Here is a 14,580-nt window from a genome sequence, read left to right as displayed (position 1 = left end):
ACGTAGGGGGGTGTCTGAGGCCCTGGGCAGGTGTTGCGAGCACCGGCCCGGGGCCGTTCGCGTTGATACGCGAGGGGTGGGAGCTAGCAGCCCTCACCAACAAGAAAACTGTATAGCGACTAATGCACGATTGGCAAGGGGGTGCCCCGCGCCCGCTCCGCCCCGTCTTCGCGCGGCACCGGCAGCCCTGCGACATACCCGCGACGTCGCAGGGCTGTACTGGTCCCATGGACGAGGCAGCCGCGCGGCGGATCGCGTACACCCTCCTGGAGGCTCTGCGGCCAGCCGAACGCGCTGCCGCGCTGTACTGGCTCTCCGCGCTCGCCGATGACGCCCACGAGCTGACGCCGGACCAGCGCGCGGTCGCTGACACGGTGATGTCACCCGGGCACCCGCCCTATGAACTGGCCGCCCTCCGGTGGGTGCACGCCGCCCTGGCCGGGCTGGTGCCCACCGAGCGGCAGCGCGTACTGGGCTGGCTGCGCCAGCAGTTCCCTCTCTGAAGGGCCTTTTTCTGAACCTCGTCTCGTTCAGCCGGGCACCGGGAGGCCCCGCCTCCCCGATCCGGCCGGGGCCATGCGGCACGATCGGGTCATGACGGAAGAGGAGTACGACGATCTGCTGGAAGAGATCGTGGAGACCGAACTCGACATGTACTACGCGGCCGTGGCCGGAGTCGCGGACGCCGACGAGCTGGACGAGAGCTGACCGCTGGCGCCGGTCGCTACCTCGGCACCAGGTGCCTGGCGAGCCAAGAAGCTGTGTCATCCCCCCGGCAACCACCCTTTACGCCATCCTTGGTGCGCAGCGATCGGAAGTCAGGAGGCTGCGCATGGATGCCGAGGATCTAGAGATCACACCGACGACAGGCCCCAGCTGTGCCGGGGTTCGAGACCTGGTCATGGAGCTGCTGGCCAGCCATCCCCTTGTCACCCGCGTCGGAGAGATCCGCGAGTACCGGGGCGACGTCGGGCTCAAGGTAGAGATCGGCGGTATCGACTTCGATCTCTGGGTGGAACCCGCCTAGACCCCCGGATCACGCTCAGCTTCCAAGACGGCGATCACCGCCTTAAGATCGATCAAGCTCGCCGTCACCTGGTGGCCCCCGGTGATTTGCCGATCCGGGGTTCAGGTACTGGCACTGAGGCGTCACCCGCGGCTTCCGTCCCCGCCGGTCGGCGACTGCGCGCCCCGGCCCGGCTCCCGGCCGGCCAGCACCTCCTGGACCGCTCGCAGGGTTTCGCGGTCGGCCTCCTCCAGTCGCGCCAGGAGGTTCCACTGGCGGACGTCGGTGACGAGTCCTTCGATGGCCTGGTCCAGGCGCTGGCGCAGGAGGTCCGGGTGCAGCGCCTCGACCTCGACCGCCTCGCGGGGGTCGAGTCCTTCGTCCGCGCATTCCTGCGCGAAGCGCCGGTAATTGACGTCGGCCGCGTTCGCCTGATGGGCGGTGTACAGGCCGCTGCGGCAGTCGGCCGGCGTGACCGCGAGCTGCCGGAAGTCCAGGTCGATGCCCCCGCTGTAGCGCTCCATCCGCTCCGCGATGGAGCGGGGTACTGAGCGGCCGGCCGCGTCCCAATCCCCGACATAAAGCACGGTCAGAGGCTTGCCGATGCGCTCGTAGGCGCGCACCGCTTCATGGATGAACGTTTTCGAGCTCTGGCCGCGACAGGAGTAGAGCCCGACGCCCCAGGCCGAGGTGACCGGGTGCAGGACGCCCGAGACCGAGTCGGACTCGCACCAGACCTCGACCCGCCGGGCCTGGGAGGCCCACAGGTCCCTGCGGAAGATCTGCGCCGTCCGCGCCAGGGCATCCTCCGCCGACTCGTACAGGATTTCTTGCCGTACCAGGCGGGTGCCATCGGTGATCCACTCCCACGGCATCATCCCGTGCTCGCGCATGTAGCCCAGTTCGCGCACCGGCACCGAGTAGTTCTTCCGGGAGCGCCCGCTGTCCTTGTCCCACAGCCGCCCCAGGCCGAGGTAGTACACGTGCCTGACCGAGCACGGCCGGGCCGCCTCCACCAGCGCGTACAGCTCCGCGCGCAGCGCTTCCATCTGCGCTTTCGTCCGCCGCGGCCGTTTTACGGCGCTAGCGCGGTACCCCATCTCTCCAGTCAACACCCGTACGGCGGGCCGGGGTTGGGTTTTGCGGGGCACAAGGGTTCGTCCGTCCGGCGGCGCGTTACGGCAGCACCCACGACACGACCCGTTCGGGGTGTTGACAAGTGTTTAGTGACTGAACACTATGGAGGGAGTCGGGCACTCGCCCGGCCGGACACGCACAGGGGCGCGGCCCCGCTTCCCAACGATGACCGCGCCCCAGCTCCAACAGGAGGGCTCCATTGTCCATGAACTTCCCACACGCCGCACCGCCCCCGGCGGTCGACCCCGGCCTGGTCTCGGACGCCGCGTGCACGCTCGTAGAGCTGAGCACCGTGCCCGACGACGTCGCGCTGCAGGCCCGGGCCGCCAGCCAACTGCCCCAGGTACTGGCGCAGTTGCGGCAGACTACGGTCAGCAACGCCGGATCGGACGCCGACTGGCTGGACGTCTGGCGCGGCATCGGCGTGGTAATCGAGAGGACCCGCTGATCCCATGACGACCACCCCGAGCAGCGCCCCGGCCCCGACCCACCACGTCCGCGCCGTCCTGAGCACGGGCGGGATGTGGCAGGCCGAGGTCATCGAGCTGCCCGAGGTGCGCGATGCGCACCGCTCCCTGTCTCAGCTGGAATCGCGCGTGCGCAAAGCCATCGCCCAGGTGCAGGGCGGGGACGCTGCCCTGCACCTGGAGTTCACCACCAGCACCGGAGACGCCGGCCTCGACGAGCGGATCGCCGAGGCGCGCGAGCTGCGGCGCCAGGCCCTGGAGATGGCCGACCGCGCCCGCGCGGCGGCCGTGCCGCTGGCCCAGCTGCTCGTCCGCCATCACGGCGTCTCCGTGCGCGATGCGGGCACGCTGCTGGACTACTCCGGCGGCGCCATCTCCACGATGACCAAGACCCCCACGAGCTGACCGACCGTCCGACGGGGAACACCCGCCCGCCTCACCAGCGAGCGCCCCGGCCGGACCCGACCCCACCGCACACCCTGCCCAACACCAGGGAGCCCAGATGCCCAACACCATCACCGCCGCCACCCCCTCATGGGTCGGCGGCCTGAACACCAGCCTGGAAGCGCTCCGGGCGGGCGCCGAGCGCGCCCGTACGGCGGCCGACGCCGCGACCACCGCCGCCGAATGCCTCGTACGCGACGCCGAGAACATGAGCGACGACAGCTCGGTCATGGCGGCCACCGTGCAGTGCGAGGGCTACGACCGCACGCACCTGCCCAGCGTCCTGCGGCAGGTCGCCTACGCGCACCACCGCATGGCCCTGGAACTGTCGTGGATCTGGCACCGCGCCGCGCGGGCCTACGCCTACGGCCTCGCGCAGGCTCTGACCGAGCTCAAGCGCGGCCAGAGCCCCGACCAGGCACACATCCGCGAGGACTTCCCCGTGCCCGCGCCGCCGGGGAAAACCGGGTGCTCACCCTCGCCTACGAGGCCGCCTACACCCGCGAACTCGCCCTGACCAACGCCGAGATCAGCACCGCCAGCGCCGCCCAGAGCGCCCCTTCGCTGTGCTGGTCGGAGTCGGCGGCGGCCTGGTCCGCCTACGCCGACCAGCTCTCGACCGTCGTCTGGTACGCGCTGGTGGAGCGCTACCTGCCCACGGACGGGCGGTGACCCGATGACCCTCGCCGACCGCCTGGCCAGCATCGACTGCCTGATGACCCAGCTCAACCAGCTGCACGCCGCCCGCGCCATCGAGGAGCTGCTGAACACGGCCCAGCCCGTGCTCGTCATCGCCTGGGAGATCTGCGGCAACGGCAGCGTGCGCGGACGCCTCGCCCTGCCCGCCCAGACCCGCGAGCAGGCGATCAACGCCGTCCGCGCCGTGCACCTCACGCACAAGCGGCGCTGCACCATCGTCAGCCGCACCGGACGCGGCGGCGGACGCGAACTGGCCGCCCGGCTGCCCAACAAGCTGCTGCGCATCGAGCTGTGGGCCTACACCGAGCCCCCGGCCGGCGCCCCCGCCCAGCAGACCCTGCCGCGCGCCACCTTCAACGCGCCCGCCCGCCCGCACCCCTGACCCCGCACCGCGAGGGCGGGTCCGCCGTGACCCGCCCTCGCCAAGGAATCCCATGCGCAACTTCCTCCGGCGCGGCGAATACCCCAGCGCCACCGACGACCCCGCCCGGCTCGCCCGGTACCTGATGGACCAGCGCGAGCGCTACCTCGGCACCGCGGCCCTGCCCGCAGGACAGCCGGTGCCCGCCCTGCAGATGCAGCAGGACCTGCTGACCGCCGTCACCGAGACGCTCAGCAGCCACCGCACCGCCCAGCTCACCCTCGACTCCGCCCTGCGCCAGCCCGTGGCCGAAGCCCTGACACAGGCCCTGATCTACGCCACCGAGCTGCAGCAGGAAGTCCTGCAAGAGCTGTACACGGCCGTCATGGCCACCACCGACCCGCCCGACAACCACATCTGACCGCGCCGCACCATCCCCGGACGGGGCCCGCCTGCCCAACACAGCCACCCCGTCCGGGCCGCACCCGACCACACACCACCCCACGGAGGACACCGCCGTGCAGCACCTGCCCGTACCCGTCCCGCCCGTACCCGACTCCATCTTCGACGCCGGGAACTCCGCCTTCGACCGCGCCCACACGCTGCGCCAGCAGGAGATCCGCCGCCAGCACCGGCGCGGCATCCCCGGCGTCATCGCGGCCGCCGGCCTCGGCTACCTGCTCGCCCTGCTCATCCCCGTCACACCGGCCAACCCCGGCCTGCTGGCCGCCGTCCTCATCCTGGGCCTGCCCGCAGCCGTCGCCCACCGCGCCTACCGCACCGGCCCGGAAGTCCGCCGCCTGCGCGACGACGCAGGCGGTGAACTCATCACCGCCTGCCTGCTCAACCCGCTCACGCAACACGGCTGGTACCTCCTGCATGACCGCCGCACCGAGGCCGACAGCAACCTCAACCACGTCTGCCTGCTGCCCGACGGCACCGCCGCCTTCTACATCGCCAGCCAGACATTCACCAACCGCCGCTCCGTCGTCCGCCTCGACGGCGACACCCTGTGCTGCGGGGGCCGCGTCTGCGGTTCGACCGTCACCGGCATCAAGCGCGAAGCCCGCTACCTCTCCACGGCACTGGGCGTGCCCGTGACCCCGGTCATCGCCGTACACGGTGCGACCGTGCCCGGCGGCCGCATCCGCGGCGAGGGCATCACCATCGTCTCCGCCGCCCTCCTGGTCCCCGAGCTGACCTCCGTCCTCCACCGGACCGTCCCCGCAGCCGCCGACCAGCTCACCCGGCGGGCCGCCACCGCCCTGCCCCGCCACACCAGGTGACGGTACGGACCATGACCGACTTCCACCGTGACCTGCGCGAGCTGACCGCCGGCGACGCCGACCTGGACGACTGCAGCCGCCTGCTGCGCGACACCGCGCGGGCCGTCATCCAGGGCGACACCGACGCCGACCTCACCGGCCTGTACCCGATGCTGCTCAACGTCGCCGCACTCCTGGACCTCAGCGCCCACCGCCTCCAGGACCGCGACCCCGAGACCGCCGCCGCCCGCCGGGCACTGTCCGTGCAGGTACGCCTGCGCGCCCGCCCCGCCGCCGGCGGCTGACGGCCCCTGGCCGGGCCCGGCACCGCACCCCGCGGGACCGGGCCCGGTCAAGGGCCGGGCAGCCGCCCGGCCGCCCTCACCGGCAAGGAGACGCTATGGACACCCCGGCCCAGGACATCCCCGACCTCAAGCGCGAATACCACTGGCACGCCGCCCGGCTGACCGCCATCGACAGCACAGCCGACACCGTCGACACGGTCGCCGAGTACTGGACGCACATGCAGAAGCGGCGCTCCGCACTGGCCGCCATCACCGGCACCCTCGTGGAACTCGCCGCGGCCCACGACCGGGCCGGTGACCGGCCCGCCGCCCTCGCCATCCGGGAGTTGCACGAGTTCTACATGCGCCTGTACCGGGCCGCCAACGACGCGGCCGCCGCCTCCCGGCCCACCGTCATCGCCGTCGAACACGGCACGGTCCGGGCCCGCTGCGGACGTCTGGGCCACCCCCGGCCAGCCGCTGACCCACCCGGCCGCCCAGCGATCGGTACCGCCTCACCACCCGGAAGGGACCATGAGCACGCACATCGTTGTCAGCCACGGCAGTGATTTCTTCGGCGAAGACCACCTCCCCGTCCGCCGCCTGCGCGAGCTGGGGGAGCACCTGCGCGGCGTACTGCCCGCCTGCGACCACCCGCCCCTGACCCAGCTCCTGGAGACCGCCGGCACCGCCGAGCACACCATCAGCGGCGAACAGGCCGCCCTGCTCGCCGTCCTTCTGCGCCGCGCAGCCGCCAGCAAGCACCTCAGCAAGCCGCACGCCGCCATCGCCGCCCGCCTGGGCTGCGCCGCCGCCAACGCGGCCAGCAGCCCCGACCCCTGGACCTGGCGCACATCCGCCGGAAGCTGACCCCGCACCAACCCGAGGCCCGGAGCCGCCGTAACCGGCTCCGGGCCTCGCCCATGTCCATAACCCCCTCCGGGCCGGTGCCAAACAACGGCCAGCCGGCGGTCTGGCTGGGCACCGCCCCCGACGACCGACACCAGCCACGCCCGACTGCCCCGCCCTCCCCCGGCGGCCGGCGGGACGGGATACTGCCCCGGTGACTGATGGCCTGCAAATCCTCGGCGGCGACTGGTACCTGGCCGTACCTCCGCCCGCCGTTCCCGTGCCCGCGGCCCACGTGCCCGACCTCCCCGGCCGCCGTGCCATCGAGACCTGCCCCGGCACCGGCATCATCACCGGCCTGCGCATCTACAGCACCGACGACCCCGCCACGTGCACGGTCGTCACAGAACTGGACTACTGGCGCGCCCGCATCGTCCCCGGCGGGCCGGTGCCCACCCGCCGCGTGCCCGTCGACCGGCTGCACGTCGAACACCGCCTGCCATACGAGCCGCCGCCGGTCGGCGAGCAGCCCGAAGCCGGCGCCGACCAGTTCGGCATCTTCCGGCGCATCGCCCCCGCACCGGACTCCCCCGCCGCCCGCACCCCCGTCCCCGCCCGCGACGTCCGCAACCTCCACGGCCGGCGCCTCGTCCAGGTGGCGCCCACCGGTTTCGCCTGGGACCTGCGCGCCGTCAGCGAGCCGTACGACCAGGACGGCGAAGTCACCGCCAACGTCACCAGCGCTCACGACTACTACCGGTGGGTGATCACCGGCGAGCCCCCGAGGTGACCCCGCTGGGCCTCTACCTGCTGTGGACGGAGTAGACACCTGCCGTATCCGACGGCCCCCGCCTCGTCGCGTACGCGAGACCGCCGCCGCCCTCGGGCTAGGGTTCTGCCGGGAAACCGCCGATCAGGACAACCAGGAGGAGGGGCACATGGCTCGCCGAGGAGCCGGCTCGTCGCGAGGCAGCCAGTCGCAGAAGAAGGCGGCCACAGCGGCCGAACCGGAGGCGACGCCAGAGCCGCAGGACGACGGCGACACCGACCGGACCCCCTTCCGCAACCGCATCGAGGGGGAGCGGTTCCTTGCCGAGGTAGCGAAGATCGCGCCCAACCCGCGCAACGTACGCGAAGACTGGGAGTGGGAGGACGACCCCGACTTCGATGACCTGGTCGGCAACATCGAACGCCTCGGCCAGCTCCAGGACCCCACCGTCATCCGCCGGGCGCGCTTCCGCGCGGCTTTCCCCGAGGACGACGCCAAGCTGCCGCCGGACGCCGAGTGGGTCATCGGCACCGGAGAGCGCCGCTACCGGGCAGCCGTCCGGCTCAAGCAGAAGACGCTGCCGGTCGTCCTGGCGGCCGACAAGCTCGTCACGCAGATGGATGAAGTCCTCTGGAGCGAGAACCAGTCCCGCAAGGGCCTCGACCCGATCCAGGAGGGCGTCTTGTTCCTGCGGCTGCGCGACGGCCGCCCTGGTAAGGACAAGATGAAACTGGAGCAGATCGCCGAAGAACTGGGCAGCCGCGGCGGCAAGAAGCTCAGCACTGGTGAGATCTCCAAGAAGATCCAGCTCGCCAAGCGCCTGCCGGACGGCCCCGTACGCCGCGCCGTCCGCACACGCCAGCTCGGTGTCGAACCGGCATACACCCTGCTCACGAAGCTCAGGACGCCCGACCGGGTAGCCAAGGCCTACGCCCTCATCGAGGAGAAGGGCGTCACCGCCGAGAAGGCTGTAGAGCTCCTGGCTCCCGCCCCCCAGCAAAGGGCCGACAAGGGTCAGCCCGACGCTGCTCCCGCCTCCCGGAAGGCGGGCAAGGGCCAGACCGACCCCGCTCCTCTGACCACCGATCCGGCCATCCCGGGCCAGAACAGCGGGCCGAGCGACAAGGCTGACGGAGCACAATTTTCGGCGACGAAAACCGGCGAGGAGCGCTGGGCCGCGCTGGTAGCGGTCCTGGGCAACCGTACGTACCAAGAGCCTCACGACGCCCTCACCCAGCGGCTGGCCCGAGCACTGGTCAGGCACGCGCCCGACGACGCTTGCGTGCTGGCCGTCCAAGCGCTGGAGCAGGCCGAGGTGACGCTCTCTGAGGGCCCCTGGGAAGGCGCCGAGCTGCTTCGGGTAGCCGATGCCGTGGCTCTGGTCTGTGCCGAGCTGCGGCTGTTGAACCTGGCCGACTTGCCTGCCATCGCCTGGGGTGCGGCAGATGCGGCGTACATCCAAAGCCTCGTCACCGAAGGCGGCTATACCCCCACCGCAGAAGAGACCGCCCGCATCCACAACGTCACCGAGGTGCAGCAGTGACCCGCAGGAGCAAGGAGTTGCGACGCTACCCGGACGGCCCCGTGGCCTTCGGCACCGCCAACGAGGGGGCGGCACCGGCAAGAGCACCGACGCCGTGAACCTGGCCGTAGAGATCGCCCGGACCGGTAAGACCACCTGGCTCATCGACGGCGACCCCACCATGGTGGCCTCTTCCTACCTCGGCTACGGCGTGACCAACAAGAAATTCCACCCCGAGCGGGTCAAGCGGGTCGAACGGGACCTCAGCCGCAGGACCAGCATCTACGAGGTGGTGCTGGGGGAGGCCCCGCTCACCGAGGCCCTGGTGCCGGCCCGGACGCGCATCCTCCAGCCCGAGCGCGACGACGACCCGCACGCCGACGACGACGACCACTTCCAGGTGATCCCCAACCTGCATCTCGTTCTCGGCTCGCGCTCCATGTCCCAGGCATCGTCCGCAATCAACGACCCCACCAGGGACGCGGACGACTTCTGGCTCCGCCGAGCCGTCGAAGCCCTCCCCAAGGGCTTGGTGGACGTCATCGTGGTCGACTTCCGGGGCGCTGTGGACACCCTGGAAATCTCCTACCTCGCGGGCCTCGACTACGTGATCGGCTGCATCCGCCCGGACCCCAAGGCCGACGACACCCTGACCAGCCTGCAGACGTTCATCGAGCGCGGACAGCGCAAGTTCGAGTTCGCCGGCGGCTGCGCCGCAATGGAATACGTGCTGTTCAACGGCTACGTCACCAACCGCGGCAAGTTCTACACCGACAAATGGGACCAAACCCTGGAGTTCTACGGCAAGCGGGCCCTGCCGTACATCCATGACAGCGTCCAGTTCCTGGAGGCCATGGAGCACCAAGAGCCCGTCCTGTACTACTGCGGCGAGCACTCCCAGCAGGCAGAAGACTTCCGGAAGGTCGTCAAGAAGCTGCCGCTCTGAATTTTCGGCGCCGAAAACTCAGGACGCCGACCACGCACGCAGGGCCTCGGCGACGGCGCGCACATCCAGCCCCGCGTCCACCCGCGCGGCCAGGTTCACGGCGGTCTGTGAGTCCACCGTGACGGCCTGCCCGCTGGCCCGCAGGTACGCGTACGCCACCGCCACGGCGAAGGTCTCGTTGGAGTGCTCCAGCGCCGGCACCCTAACCAGGCTGTGCAGCAGGGCCGCCGCGCGGTGGCGGGCCTCGGTGTAGACCAGCGTGCCCATCACCTCGTGCCGGTGCCTGGCCGCCGCGGCGGCCAGAGCCCCGAAATCCGTGACATCCGGATCTCCGGGGAGGTAGGTCTGCGCGACCTCCAGCAGCCACGCCTCGTCAATCGTCAGGATGAAGGGCATCAGGCAGCGGCCCCGGCGGGACCGCCGAAGCGCTCCGCGAACGCAGCAGCGTGCTCGTGGATGAACTCGGCTGCGGCGCGGTTGAAGGTGGAGCGGACGACGTCGGCCGTCAGCAGCTCCTGGGCGACCGTCTCCGCGGGCACATGCTGCCCTGCGGCCTGCCGCTGCAGCTCCTCGTAGACCTCGTCGCTGACCTCAATACGAATTTCCGGCATACCCCGACGGTAGCCGGACCCGGCGGCCCGGGGAGGGGAGTACCGCAACAGCGCAGGGCCCGACCGCAACCGGTCGGGCCCTGCGCACGCGGTGTCACTTCGTGGGAGACTCCGGCATCCCGTCCAGCGCCACGCACCGGAACCCCGTGTCGTCATCGTCCATGGTCAAAGAAGCGTCGTTGTACGACGACGGCTCACCCCGGAAAAGCGGAGTCGTGAACGCACCACCCTTTAGCTCGTAGCGGCCAGAGGTGGTCTGCGTCGATGTCCACTCCCACGTGTTGCCCACCAGGTCGTAGACACCGAACGGACTGACACCGCTGTGATAGCAACTCACAGGGGTGGTCGATTCAATGCCGGACTCGCGGACGTTCGCCTTCGCCGGCGTCTTCTGGCCGCCCCAGGGCCAAGGGCTGCCTGCGGTACCGCGGGCTGCCTTTTCCCATTGGAGCGCCGTGGGCAGCGTCTTGCCTGCCCACTTCGCGTAGGCGGACGCGTCCTGATGGGACACCCACACCACCGGGTGGTCGTAAAGCGCGCGAGCGCACCGCCCGCCCTCCCAGTGCCGGGGCACGGTGTGCCCGCTCGCCGCACAGAATCGCGCGTAGTCGGCATTCGTGACCGGGTGCGCGTCGATCCAGTAGGCATCGACCCACTCCGGCTCGCCCTCGGTGCCCGCCAAGAAGATGCCCGCCGGGATGTACGCCATCATCTTCCCGTCGCGGAGGTGCCGTACGTACTCGCCGACCGGCTGGGGCGGAAGCTCGCTGTCCTCGACCACCACCGGATGCGGTACGGCCGGGGCGATGTCGAGCAGGCCGACGAAGCGCGCGCACACGTCTCGGCCGGCGGTCGCCAGCAGCCGGTCCAGACCCGCCTGATTGATCAGCCGGGGGACCACAGACAGGCCGCCGCTCTCCCAGTTGACCACCATCCGGTCAGAGACCTGCAGCCGCTCCCCGAAGTCGACCAGGGACAGCCGCATGGCGAGGCGCAGCGCCCTTGTCTCCCGTCCTGTCCATTGCGTTACAACCGGCATAGCCCCTCCCCTGACCTGCTGCTGCTATACACCTCAGACAACTCCCGCCCCCCACAACGGTTACAGCACCTGGCCGGGGAGTTCGGCGTAGTGCTGCTGCAGATCGCTGATCACCGGGTCATCCACGCGGAACTCCGTCTCGTCAATCCGGGAGATGGGCCGCACGCCGATGCTGGTGTTGGTGGCGAAGGCCGCGCGCAACTGCGGCAAATCACCGACCATCACCGGCTCTGTGATCGTCTGCGAATACATGTCCTGAAGCAAGCGCATTGTGACGCCGGGCAGAACCGGAGCTTTCGGCCAGACCACGGTCCGGTCCTCGGCAACGAAGCCGATGTTCCACGTTCCGCCCTCGGAGACCCGCCCGTCCGCCTCGATGAACAAGGCATCGTCGTAACCGTTCCGCTGGGCCTGCCGACGTGCTTTGAGCTGGCCGAACAGTGCGACGTGCTTGACCTCGGCGCTGTCCCGGCTGAAGGGCACGCTGCTGACCGCCATTGCCGGCGGAGGCATGGCGCCGGCGGACCGCACCGTCACCAGCACGCTCGGGTGCGCGTCCGCTCCAGGGTGGCCCAGCTCCAGCGCGGGATCGTAGACGGTCACCCGCACCACGCACGGGCCGTCCTGCTCGTCCAGGACCTGCCGGGCGTACGCGCGGACCCGGTCGACGTCCAGGTCGGCGTCGAAGACTGCCCGGCAGTCGCGCTGCAGGCGCTCCAGGTGCAGCGACAGGCCGCGGATTCGGTGCTGGTCGTCGGCTCGCATACTCGTGAAATGCCCGTACGGCACGAGGGCGAGGGCCTGCAGATCGTTCAAGGTGGCGGGGGCGCCGTTCAGGTAAGCCATGGCCCCAGTCTGGCACTCAACCGCACTGGTCACGGCCCGAACTTCGGTGCAATTTCGGTGCTGTGGCAGGGCTACTGCCTACCGGGCGGCCAGTGACCGCGAAAGGCTGGAGAGGCACCACCGGACCACTCGCCTCTTCTGGGATCACTCATGCCTGACTGGGATTTGATCGGCCTCTCCGACCTGCCCGGCCACCCGCGCCGGCAGTCGCTGGAAGACGACCGCACCCACGCTCCGGCCTGGCTGGTCACCGGTGCCCCGGCCTATGACACGCGGCGCGGGTGCATCGGCGAGGTGATGGCGATCGGCTCGCCTCGCGGAGACGAGCGCCAGCGTGACCGCGCCTGGCTGCGCCCGATGGGCGGAGGCTGCGAATGGAACCCCCTGATCGCCGACCTGTCGCCCGACCTGCCTCACCCGGCCCTGCACGACGAAAGCGATTTCTGAGATGAGACCGCCCCACCTCGACTTCACGGACTACCACCCGGCGGACCTGAACCGTCTGCAGAACGCCCAGGCGCACCTCCTGGAGGAGCTGCACGCCGCCGTCCAGGACGCAACCGCGGCCGGCGATCCCGCCGACGCCCGCCACCAGGTGAACCGCGCGGAAGTCCTCACCGACCGCCTCTACCGGGCGCTGCGCCCGCTGCGCCAGGCCATCACCGACGCCGACGCCGCCGCCCTGGCCCGCCACGCCGAACGCACGGCCACGACGGGCCTGGACGACTTACTGGACGCGATCCCGCGCCACCCCCACTGACCGCCGGGCGCCCGTACGGGGCACGGGTGCCCGGCCCCGGCGCGGCGGACCGGCCCGTGCCGGTCCGCCGTCCACGCGGGGGTGCCGTCGTGTCTGCCCAACATCACACCCGCCGACACCCCCGCCCCGGACGCCCCCGGCCACAGGTCTGCCCAACACTTCTGACTGTGGCCGGGGGTTCGGCGCGTCCGCGAGAAAGGCGCAGATGAGCCTGCGATCAGGTCACAAGATTCGCGTGCAAGTCGTCCAGGCGACCCAGGGCCATCCGCAGCATCCCCGCCGCGTCCTCCCCGCCCAGCCGCGCCACCTCTACGACCTGCTCGCCGACCCAGACAGCCGTCGCCTGGTCGGCCACCTGCAGCCAGCACCGGTACGCGTGCCGCACGGCGGTCCGGTACGCCTGCCGGTCGCGCTCCGCCCAGCCGCGGGCCGCATCCGCGTACGCCTCCGCCGCGTCCGGCGCATCCCCGGACAGCATCAGCACGTACCCGTGCAGTTCGGCAGCCTGCAGGGCCCAGGGGTGGTCCGCACCGCGTTCGCTGGCGGCCTCCGTGCGCAGCTCCTCGGCGAGGCGGGCCGCAACGGCGTATCGGCCCGCCTCGCAGGCCGCGGTGATGACCCGCGTACGGGCCTGGTACTCCTCCGGCACCGCCTGCGCCGCCGGGTCCTCTGCTTCCCGCCGCGCGGACCGTGCGTCCTCGACCCGCCCGTCGGAGTGCACCAGCAGCCGCCACAGCGACCCGTCAGGCTCCGATGCCTCCACCCGCAACGGCGCGTCCGGCTCCGCCATTTCGGCCACCACCCGCAGCGCCGCCGCACGCGCCTGCTCCGGCGAACCGCCTGCCGGCGGCGCCAGCCGCGCCCCGTCGACCCAGGCGACGCCATCGGCCGCCACCCTCACCTTCACCACTGCCCGAGCCGCCATCCCAACCCCCTCTTCCGCCCCGGCACTGTCGCTGTGCGGGGGTCCATTGAACACACAAATCACCCGAGTTGGGCGCCGCCCCATTACCGTCGCTCGTTGAGCACGTGACAGGCCCTCAAAAAAAGCGCTGGCAACACGCGCCCCCCAGCTTCCATGATCCGGTGTACAGGGCTAGGGTCAGTACGCAAGTTCAGTAGTCACAGGGATGGGGATCACATGAAGGACACCGCATCAGAGCTGACCAAACGCAAGCGCAAGCTGCCGGCGGACAGAAAGCGCGTGACTGCCGATCTCCCCCTGCGGGACTACACCCTGCTGGATGAAGCCCGCGACGTTTTCAACGCGTCCACCACCGAGCTCACCCGCGCGTTCCTCCGCCTGCAGCACGACCGGCCCGATCTGGCCGAACTCGTCTCCAAGGAGCTGTCGAAACTGCGCATCGAAGCTGCAGAGGCCAAGCTCCACGCCGTTAAGCAGGGGCTGGCCGCATGAGCCCATAAAAACCTCTGGGCCCCCGGCACCACCCGGAGACCCAGAGAAAGCTGACCGCACACCCATGACGACTGTCCGTCGTCTGCCCAACCACCAAGTAAGGCTCTCGACCGTGTCACCGGTCGGGTGCGTGTCTGCCCAACACCACCGAGGATACC

General features: G+C 70.7%; 24 protein-coding genes. 18 read left to right on the top strand and 6 right to left on the bottom strand.

What is annotated here, in order from left to right; all coding sequences use genetic code 11:
- Window positions 1-227: 227 nt before the first annotated feature.
- Together ACEXOX_RS46590 and ACEXOX_RS46585 are read left to right on the top strand one after the other, a co-directional pair.
- Window positions 228-503, top strand: coding sequence for a hypothetical protein (locus ACEXOX_RS46590; protein WP_406526764.1), 276 nt, complete (start codon window positions 228-230; stop codon window positions 501-503).
- A gap of 329 nt (window positions 504-832) precedes the next feature.
- Window positions 833-1,027, top strand: coding sequence for a hypothetical protein (locus tag ACEXOX_RS46585; protein WP_406526763.1), 195 nt, complete (start codon window positions 833-835; stop codon window positions 1,025-1,027).
- 122 nt (window positions 1,028-1,149) lie between these two features.
- Here ACEXOX_RS46585 and ACEXOX_RS46580 read toward each other — a convergent pair whose 3' ends face one another.
- Window positions 1,150-2,055, bottom strand: a complete 906-nt coding sequence (locus ACEXOX_RS46580; protein WP_406526762.1) for a hypothetical protein — start codon at window positions 2,053-2,055, stop codon at window positions 1,150-1,152.
- Between the two features lie 293 nt (window positions 2,056-2,348).
- On the opposite strand from ACEXOX_RS46580, the gene ACEXOX_RS46575 reads away from it, so the two are divergent.
- From ACEXOX_RS46575 to ACEXOX_RS46515, 13 genes are all read left to right on the top strand, one after another.
- Window positions 2,349-2,591, top strand: a complete 243-nt coding sequence (locus ACEXOX_RS46575) for a hypothetical protein (RefSeq protein ID WP_406526761.1) — start codon at window positions 2,349-2,351, stop codon at window positions 2,589-2,591.
- Between the two features lie 4 nt (window positions 2,592-2,595).
- Complete coding sequence (locus ACEXOX_RS46570; RefSeq protein WP_406526760.1) at window positions 2,596-3,015, top strand: hypothetical protein; 420 nt, start codon at window positions 2,596-2,598, stop codon at window positions 3,013-3,015.
- 97 nt (window positions 3,016-3,112) lie between these two features.
- On the top strand, window positions 3,113-3,571 hold the full coding sequence (locus tag ACEXOX_RS46565; RefSeq protein ID WP_406526759.1) for a hypothetical protein: 459 nt from the start codon (window positions 3,113-3,115) through the stop codon (window positions 3,569-3,571).
- On the top strand, window positions 3,523-3,726 hold the full coding sequence (locus tag ACEXOX_RS46560) for a hypothetical protein (RefSeq protein WP_406526758.1): 204 nt from the start codon (window positions 3,523-3,525) through the stop codon (window positions 3,724-3,726). Before ACEXOX_RS46565 ends, ACEXOX_RS46560 begins: the two co-directional genes overlap by 49 nt.
- A 4-nt stretch (window positions 3,727-3,730) precedes the next feature.
- Window positions 3,731-4,135, top strand: coding sequence for a hypothetical protein (locus tag ACEXOX_RS46555; protein ID WP_406526757.1), 405 nt, complete (start codon window positions 3,731-3,733; stop codon window positions 4,133-4,135).
- A gap of 52 nt (window positions 4,136-4,187) precedes the next feature.
- Complete coding sequence (locus ACEXOX_RS46550) at window positions 4,188-4,535, top strand: hypothetical protein (RefSeq protein WP_406526756.1); 348 nt, start codon at window positions 4,188-4,190, stop codon at window positions 4,533-4,535.
- A 97-nt stretch (window positions 4,536-4,632) separates the two neighbouring features.
- Window positions 4,633-5,400 (top strand): hypothetical protein, encoded by a 768-nt coding sequence (locus ACEXOX_RS46545; protein ID WP_406526755.1) that lies wholly within the window; start codon window positions 4,633-4,635, stop codon window positions 5,398-5,400.
- An 11-nt stretch (window positions 5,401-5,411) separates the two neighbouring features.
- A complete protein-coding gene (locus ACEXOX_RS46540; RefSeq protein ID WP_406526754.1) occupies window positions 5,412-5,684 on the top strand; it encodes a hypothetical protein in 273 nt (90 codons plus the stop codon).
- A gap of 95 nt (window positions 5,685-5,779) precedes the next feature.
- Complete coding sequence (locus ACEXOX_RS46535; RefSeq protein ID WP_406526753.1) at window positions 5,780-6,232, top strand: hypothetical protein; 453 nt, start codon at window positions 5,780-5,782, stop codon at window positions 6,230-6,232.
- Entirely contained in the window at window positions 6,198-6,533 is a 336-nt protein-coding gene (locus ACEXOX_RS46530) for a hypothetical protein (protein WP_406526752.1), read from the top strand. Before ACEXOX_RS46535 ends, ACEXOX_RS46530 begins: the two co-directional genes overlap by 35 nt.
- A gap of 193 nt (window positions 6,534-6,726) precedes the next feature.
- Entirely contained in the window at window positions 6,727-7,302 is a 576-nt protein-coding gene (locus ACEXOX_RS46525) for a hypothetical protein (protein WP_406527053.1), read from the top strand.
- A gap of 148 nt (window positions 7,303-7,450) precedes the next feature.
- Window positions 7,451-8,824 (top strand): ParB/RepB/Spo0J family partition protein, encoded by a 1,374-nt coding sequence (locus ACEXOX_RS46520; protein ID WP_406526750.1) that lies wholly within the window; start codon window positions 7,451-7,453, stop codon window positions 8,822-8,824.
- 94 nt (window positions 8,825-8,918) lie between these two features.
- On the top strand, window positions 8,919-9,749 hold the full coding sequence (locus ACEXOX_RS46515) for a ParA family protein (RefSeq protein ID WP_406526749.1): 831 nt from the start codon (window positions 8,919-8,921) through the stop codon (window positions 9,747-9,749).
- Between the two features lie 18 nt (window positions 9,750-9,767).
- On the opposite strand, the gene ACEXOX_RS46510 is transcribed toward ACEXOX_RS46515, so the two are convergent.
- From ACEXOX_RS46510 to ACEXOX_RS46495, 4 genes are all read right to left on the bottom strand, one after another.
- Window positions 9,768-10,145 (bottom strand): fic family toxin-antitoxin system, toxin component, encoded by a 378-nt coding sequence (locus ACEXOX_RS46510; RefSeq protein WP_406526748.1) that lies wholly within the window; start codon window positions 10,143-10,145, stop codon window positions 9,768-9,770.
- Entirely contained in the window at window positions 10,145-10,360 is a 216-nt protein-coding gene (locus ACEXOX_RS46505) for a hypothetical protein (RefSeq protein ID WP_406526747.1), read from the bottom strand. The genes ACEXOX_RS46510 and ACEXOX_RS46505 overlap by 1 nt, the downstream gene beginning before the upstream one ends.
- A 94-nt stretch (window positions 10,361-10,454) precedes the next feature.
- Window positions 10,455-11,399 (bottom strand): SUMF1/EgtB/PvdO family nonheme iron enzyme, encoded by a 945-nt coding sequence (locus ACEXOX_RS46500; RefSeq protein WP_406526746.1) that lies wholly within the window; start codon window positions 11,397-11,399, stop codon window positions 10,455-10,457.
- 60 nt (window positions 11,400-11,459) lie between these two features.
- Window positions 11,460-12,278 carry an aminotransferase class IV family protein gene (locus tag ACEXOX_RS46495; RefSeq protein WP_406526745.1) on the bottom strand — a complete coding sequence of 273 codons (819 nt, stop codon included), beginning with the start codon at window positions 12,276-12,278 and terminating at the stop codon, window positions 11,460-11,462.
- Window positions 12,279-12,395: 117 nt separating this feature from the next.
- Here ACEXOX_RS46495 and ACEXOX_RS46490 point away from each other — a divergent pair, with 117 nt between their 5' ends.
- Complete coding sequence (locus ACEXOX_RS46490) at window positions 12,396-12,692, top strand: hypothetical protein (protein ID WP_406526744.1); 297 nt, start codon at window positions 12,396-12,398, stop codon at window positions 12,690-12,692.
- Between the two features lies 1 nt (window position 12,693).
- Window positions 12,694-13,005: a hypothetical protein gene (locus tag ACEXOX_RS46485; protein ID WP_406526743.1), complete on the top strand. Its 312-nt coding sequence runs from the start codon at window positions 12,694-12,696 to the stop codon at window positions 13,003-13,005.
- Between the two features lie 217 nt (window positions 13,006-13,222).
- Here ACEXOX_RS46485 and ACEXOX_RS46480 read toward each other — a convergent pair whose 3' ends face one another.
- Window positions 13,223-13,900 (bottom strand): hypothetical protein, encoded by a 678-nt coding sequence (locus ACEXOX_RS46480; RefSeq protein ID WP_406526742.1) that lies wholly within the window; start codon window positions 13,898-13,900, stop codon window positions 13,223-13,225.
- 246 nt (window positions 13,901-14,146) lie between these two features.
- On the opposite strand from ACEXOX_RS46480, the gene ACEXOX_RS46475 reads away from it, so the two are divergent.
- Window positions 14,147-14,422, top strand: a complete 276-nt coding sequence (locus ACEXOX_RS46475; protein ID WP_406526741.1) for a hypothetical protein — start codon at window positions 14,147-14,149, stop codon at window positions 14,420-14,422.
- Window positions 14,423-14,580: the final 158 nt, after the last annotated feature.

Source organism: Streptomyces sp. Ac-502 (genome assembly GCF_045222935.1).
GTDB classification, from domain to species: Bacteria; Actinomycetota; Actinomycetes; order Streptomycetales; family Streptomycetaceae; genus Streptomyces; species Streptomyces monomycini.
The sequence above is the reverse complement of the archived record's forward strand: the minus strand, read 5'-3'. Positions and strand labels throughout refer to the sequence as shown.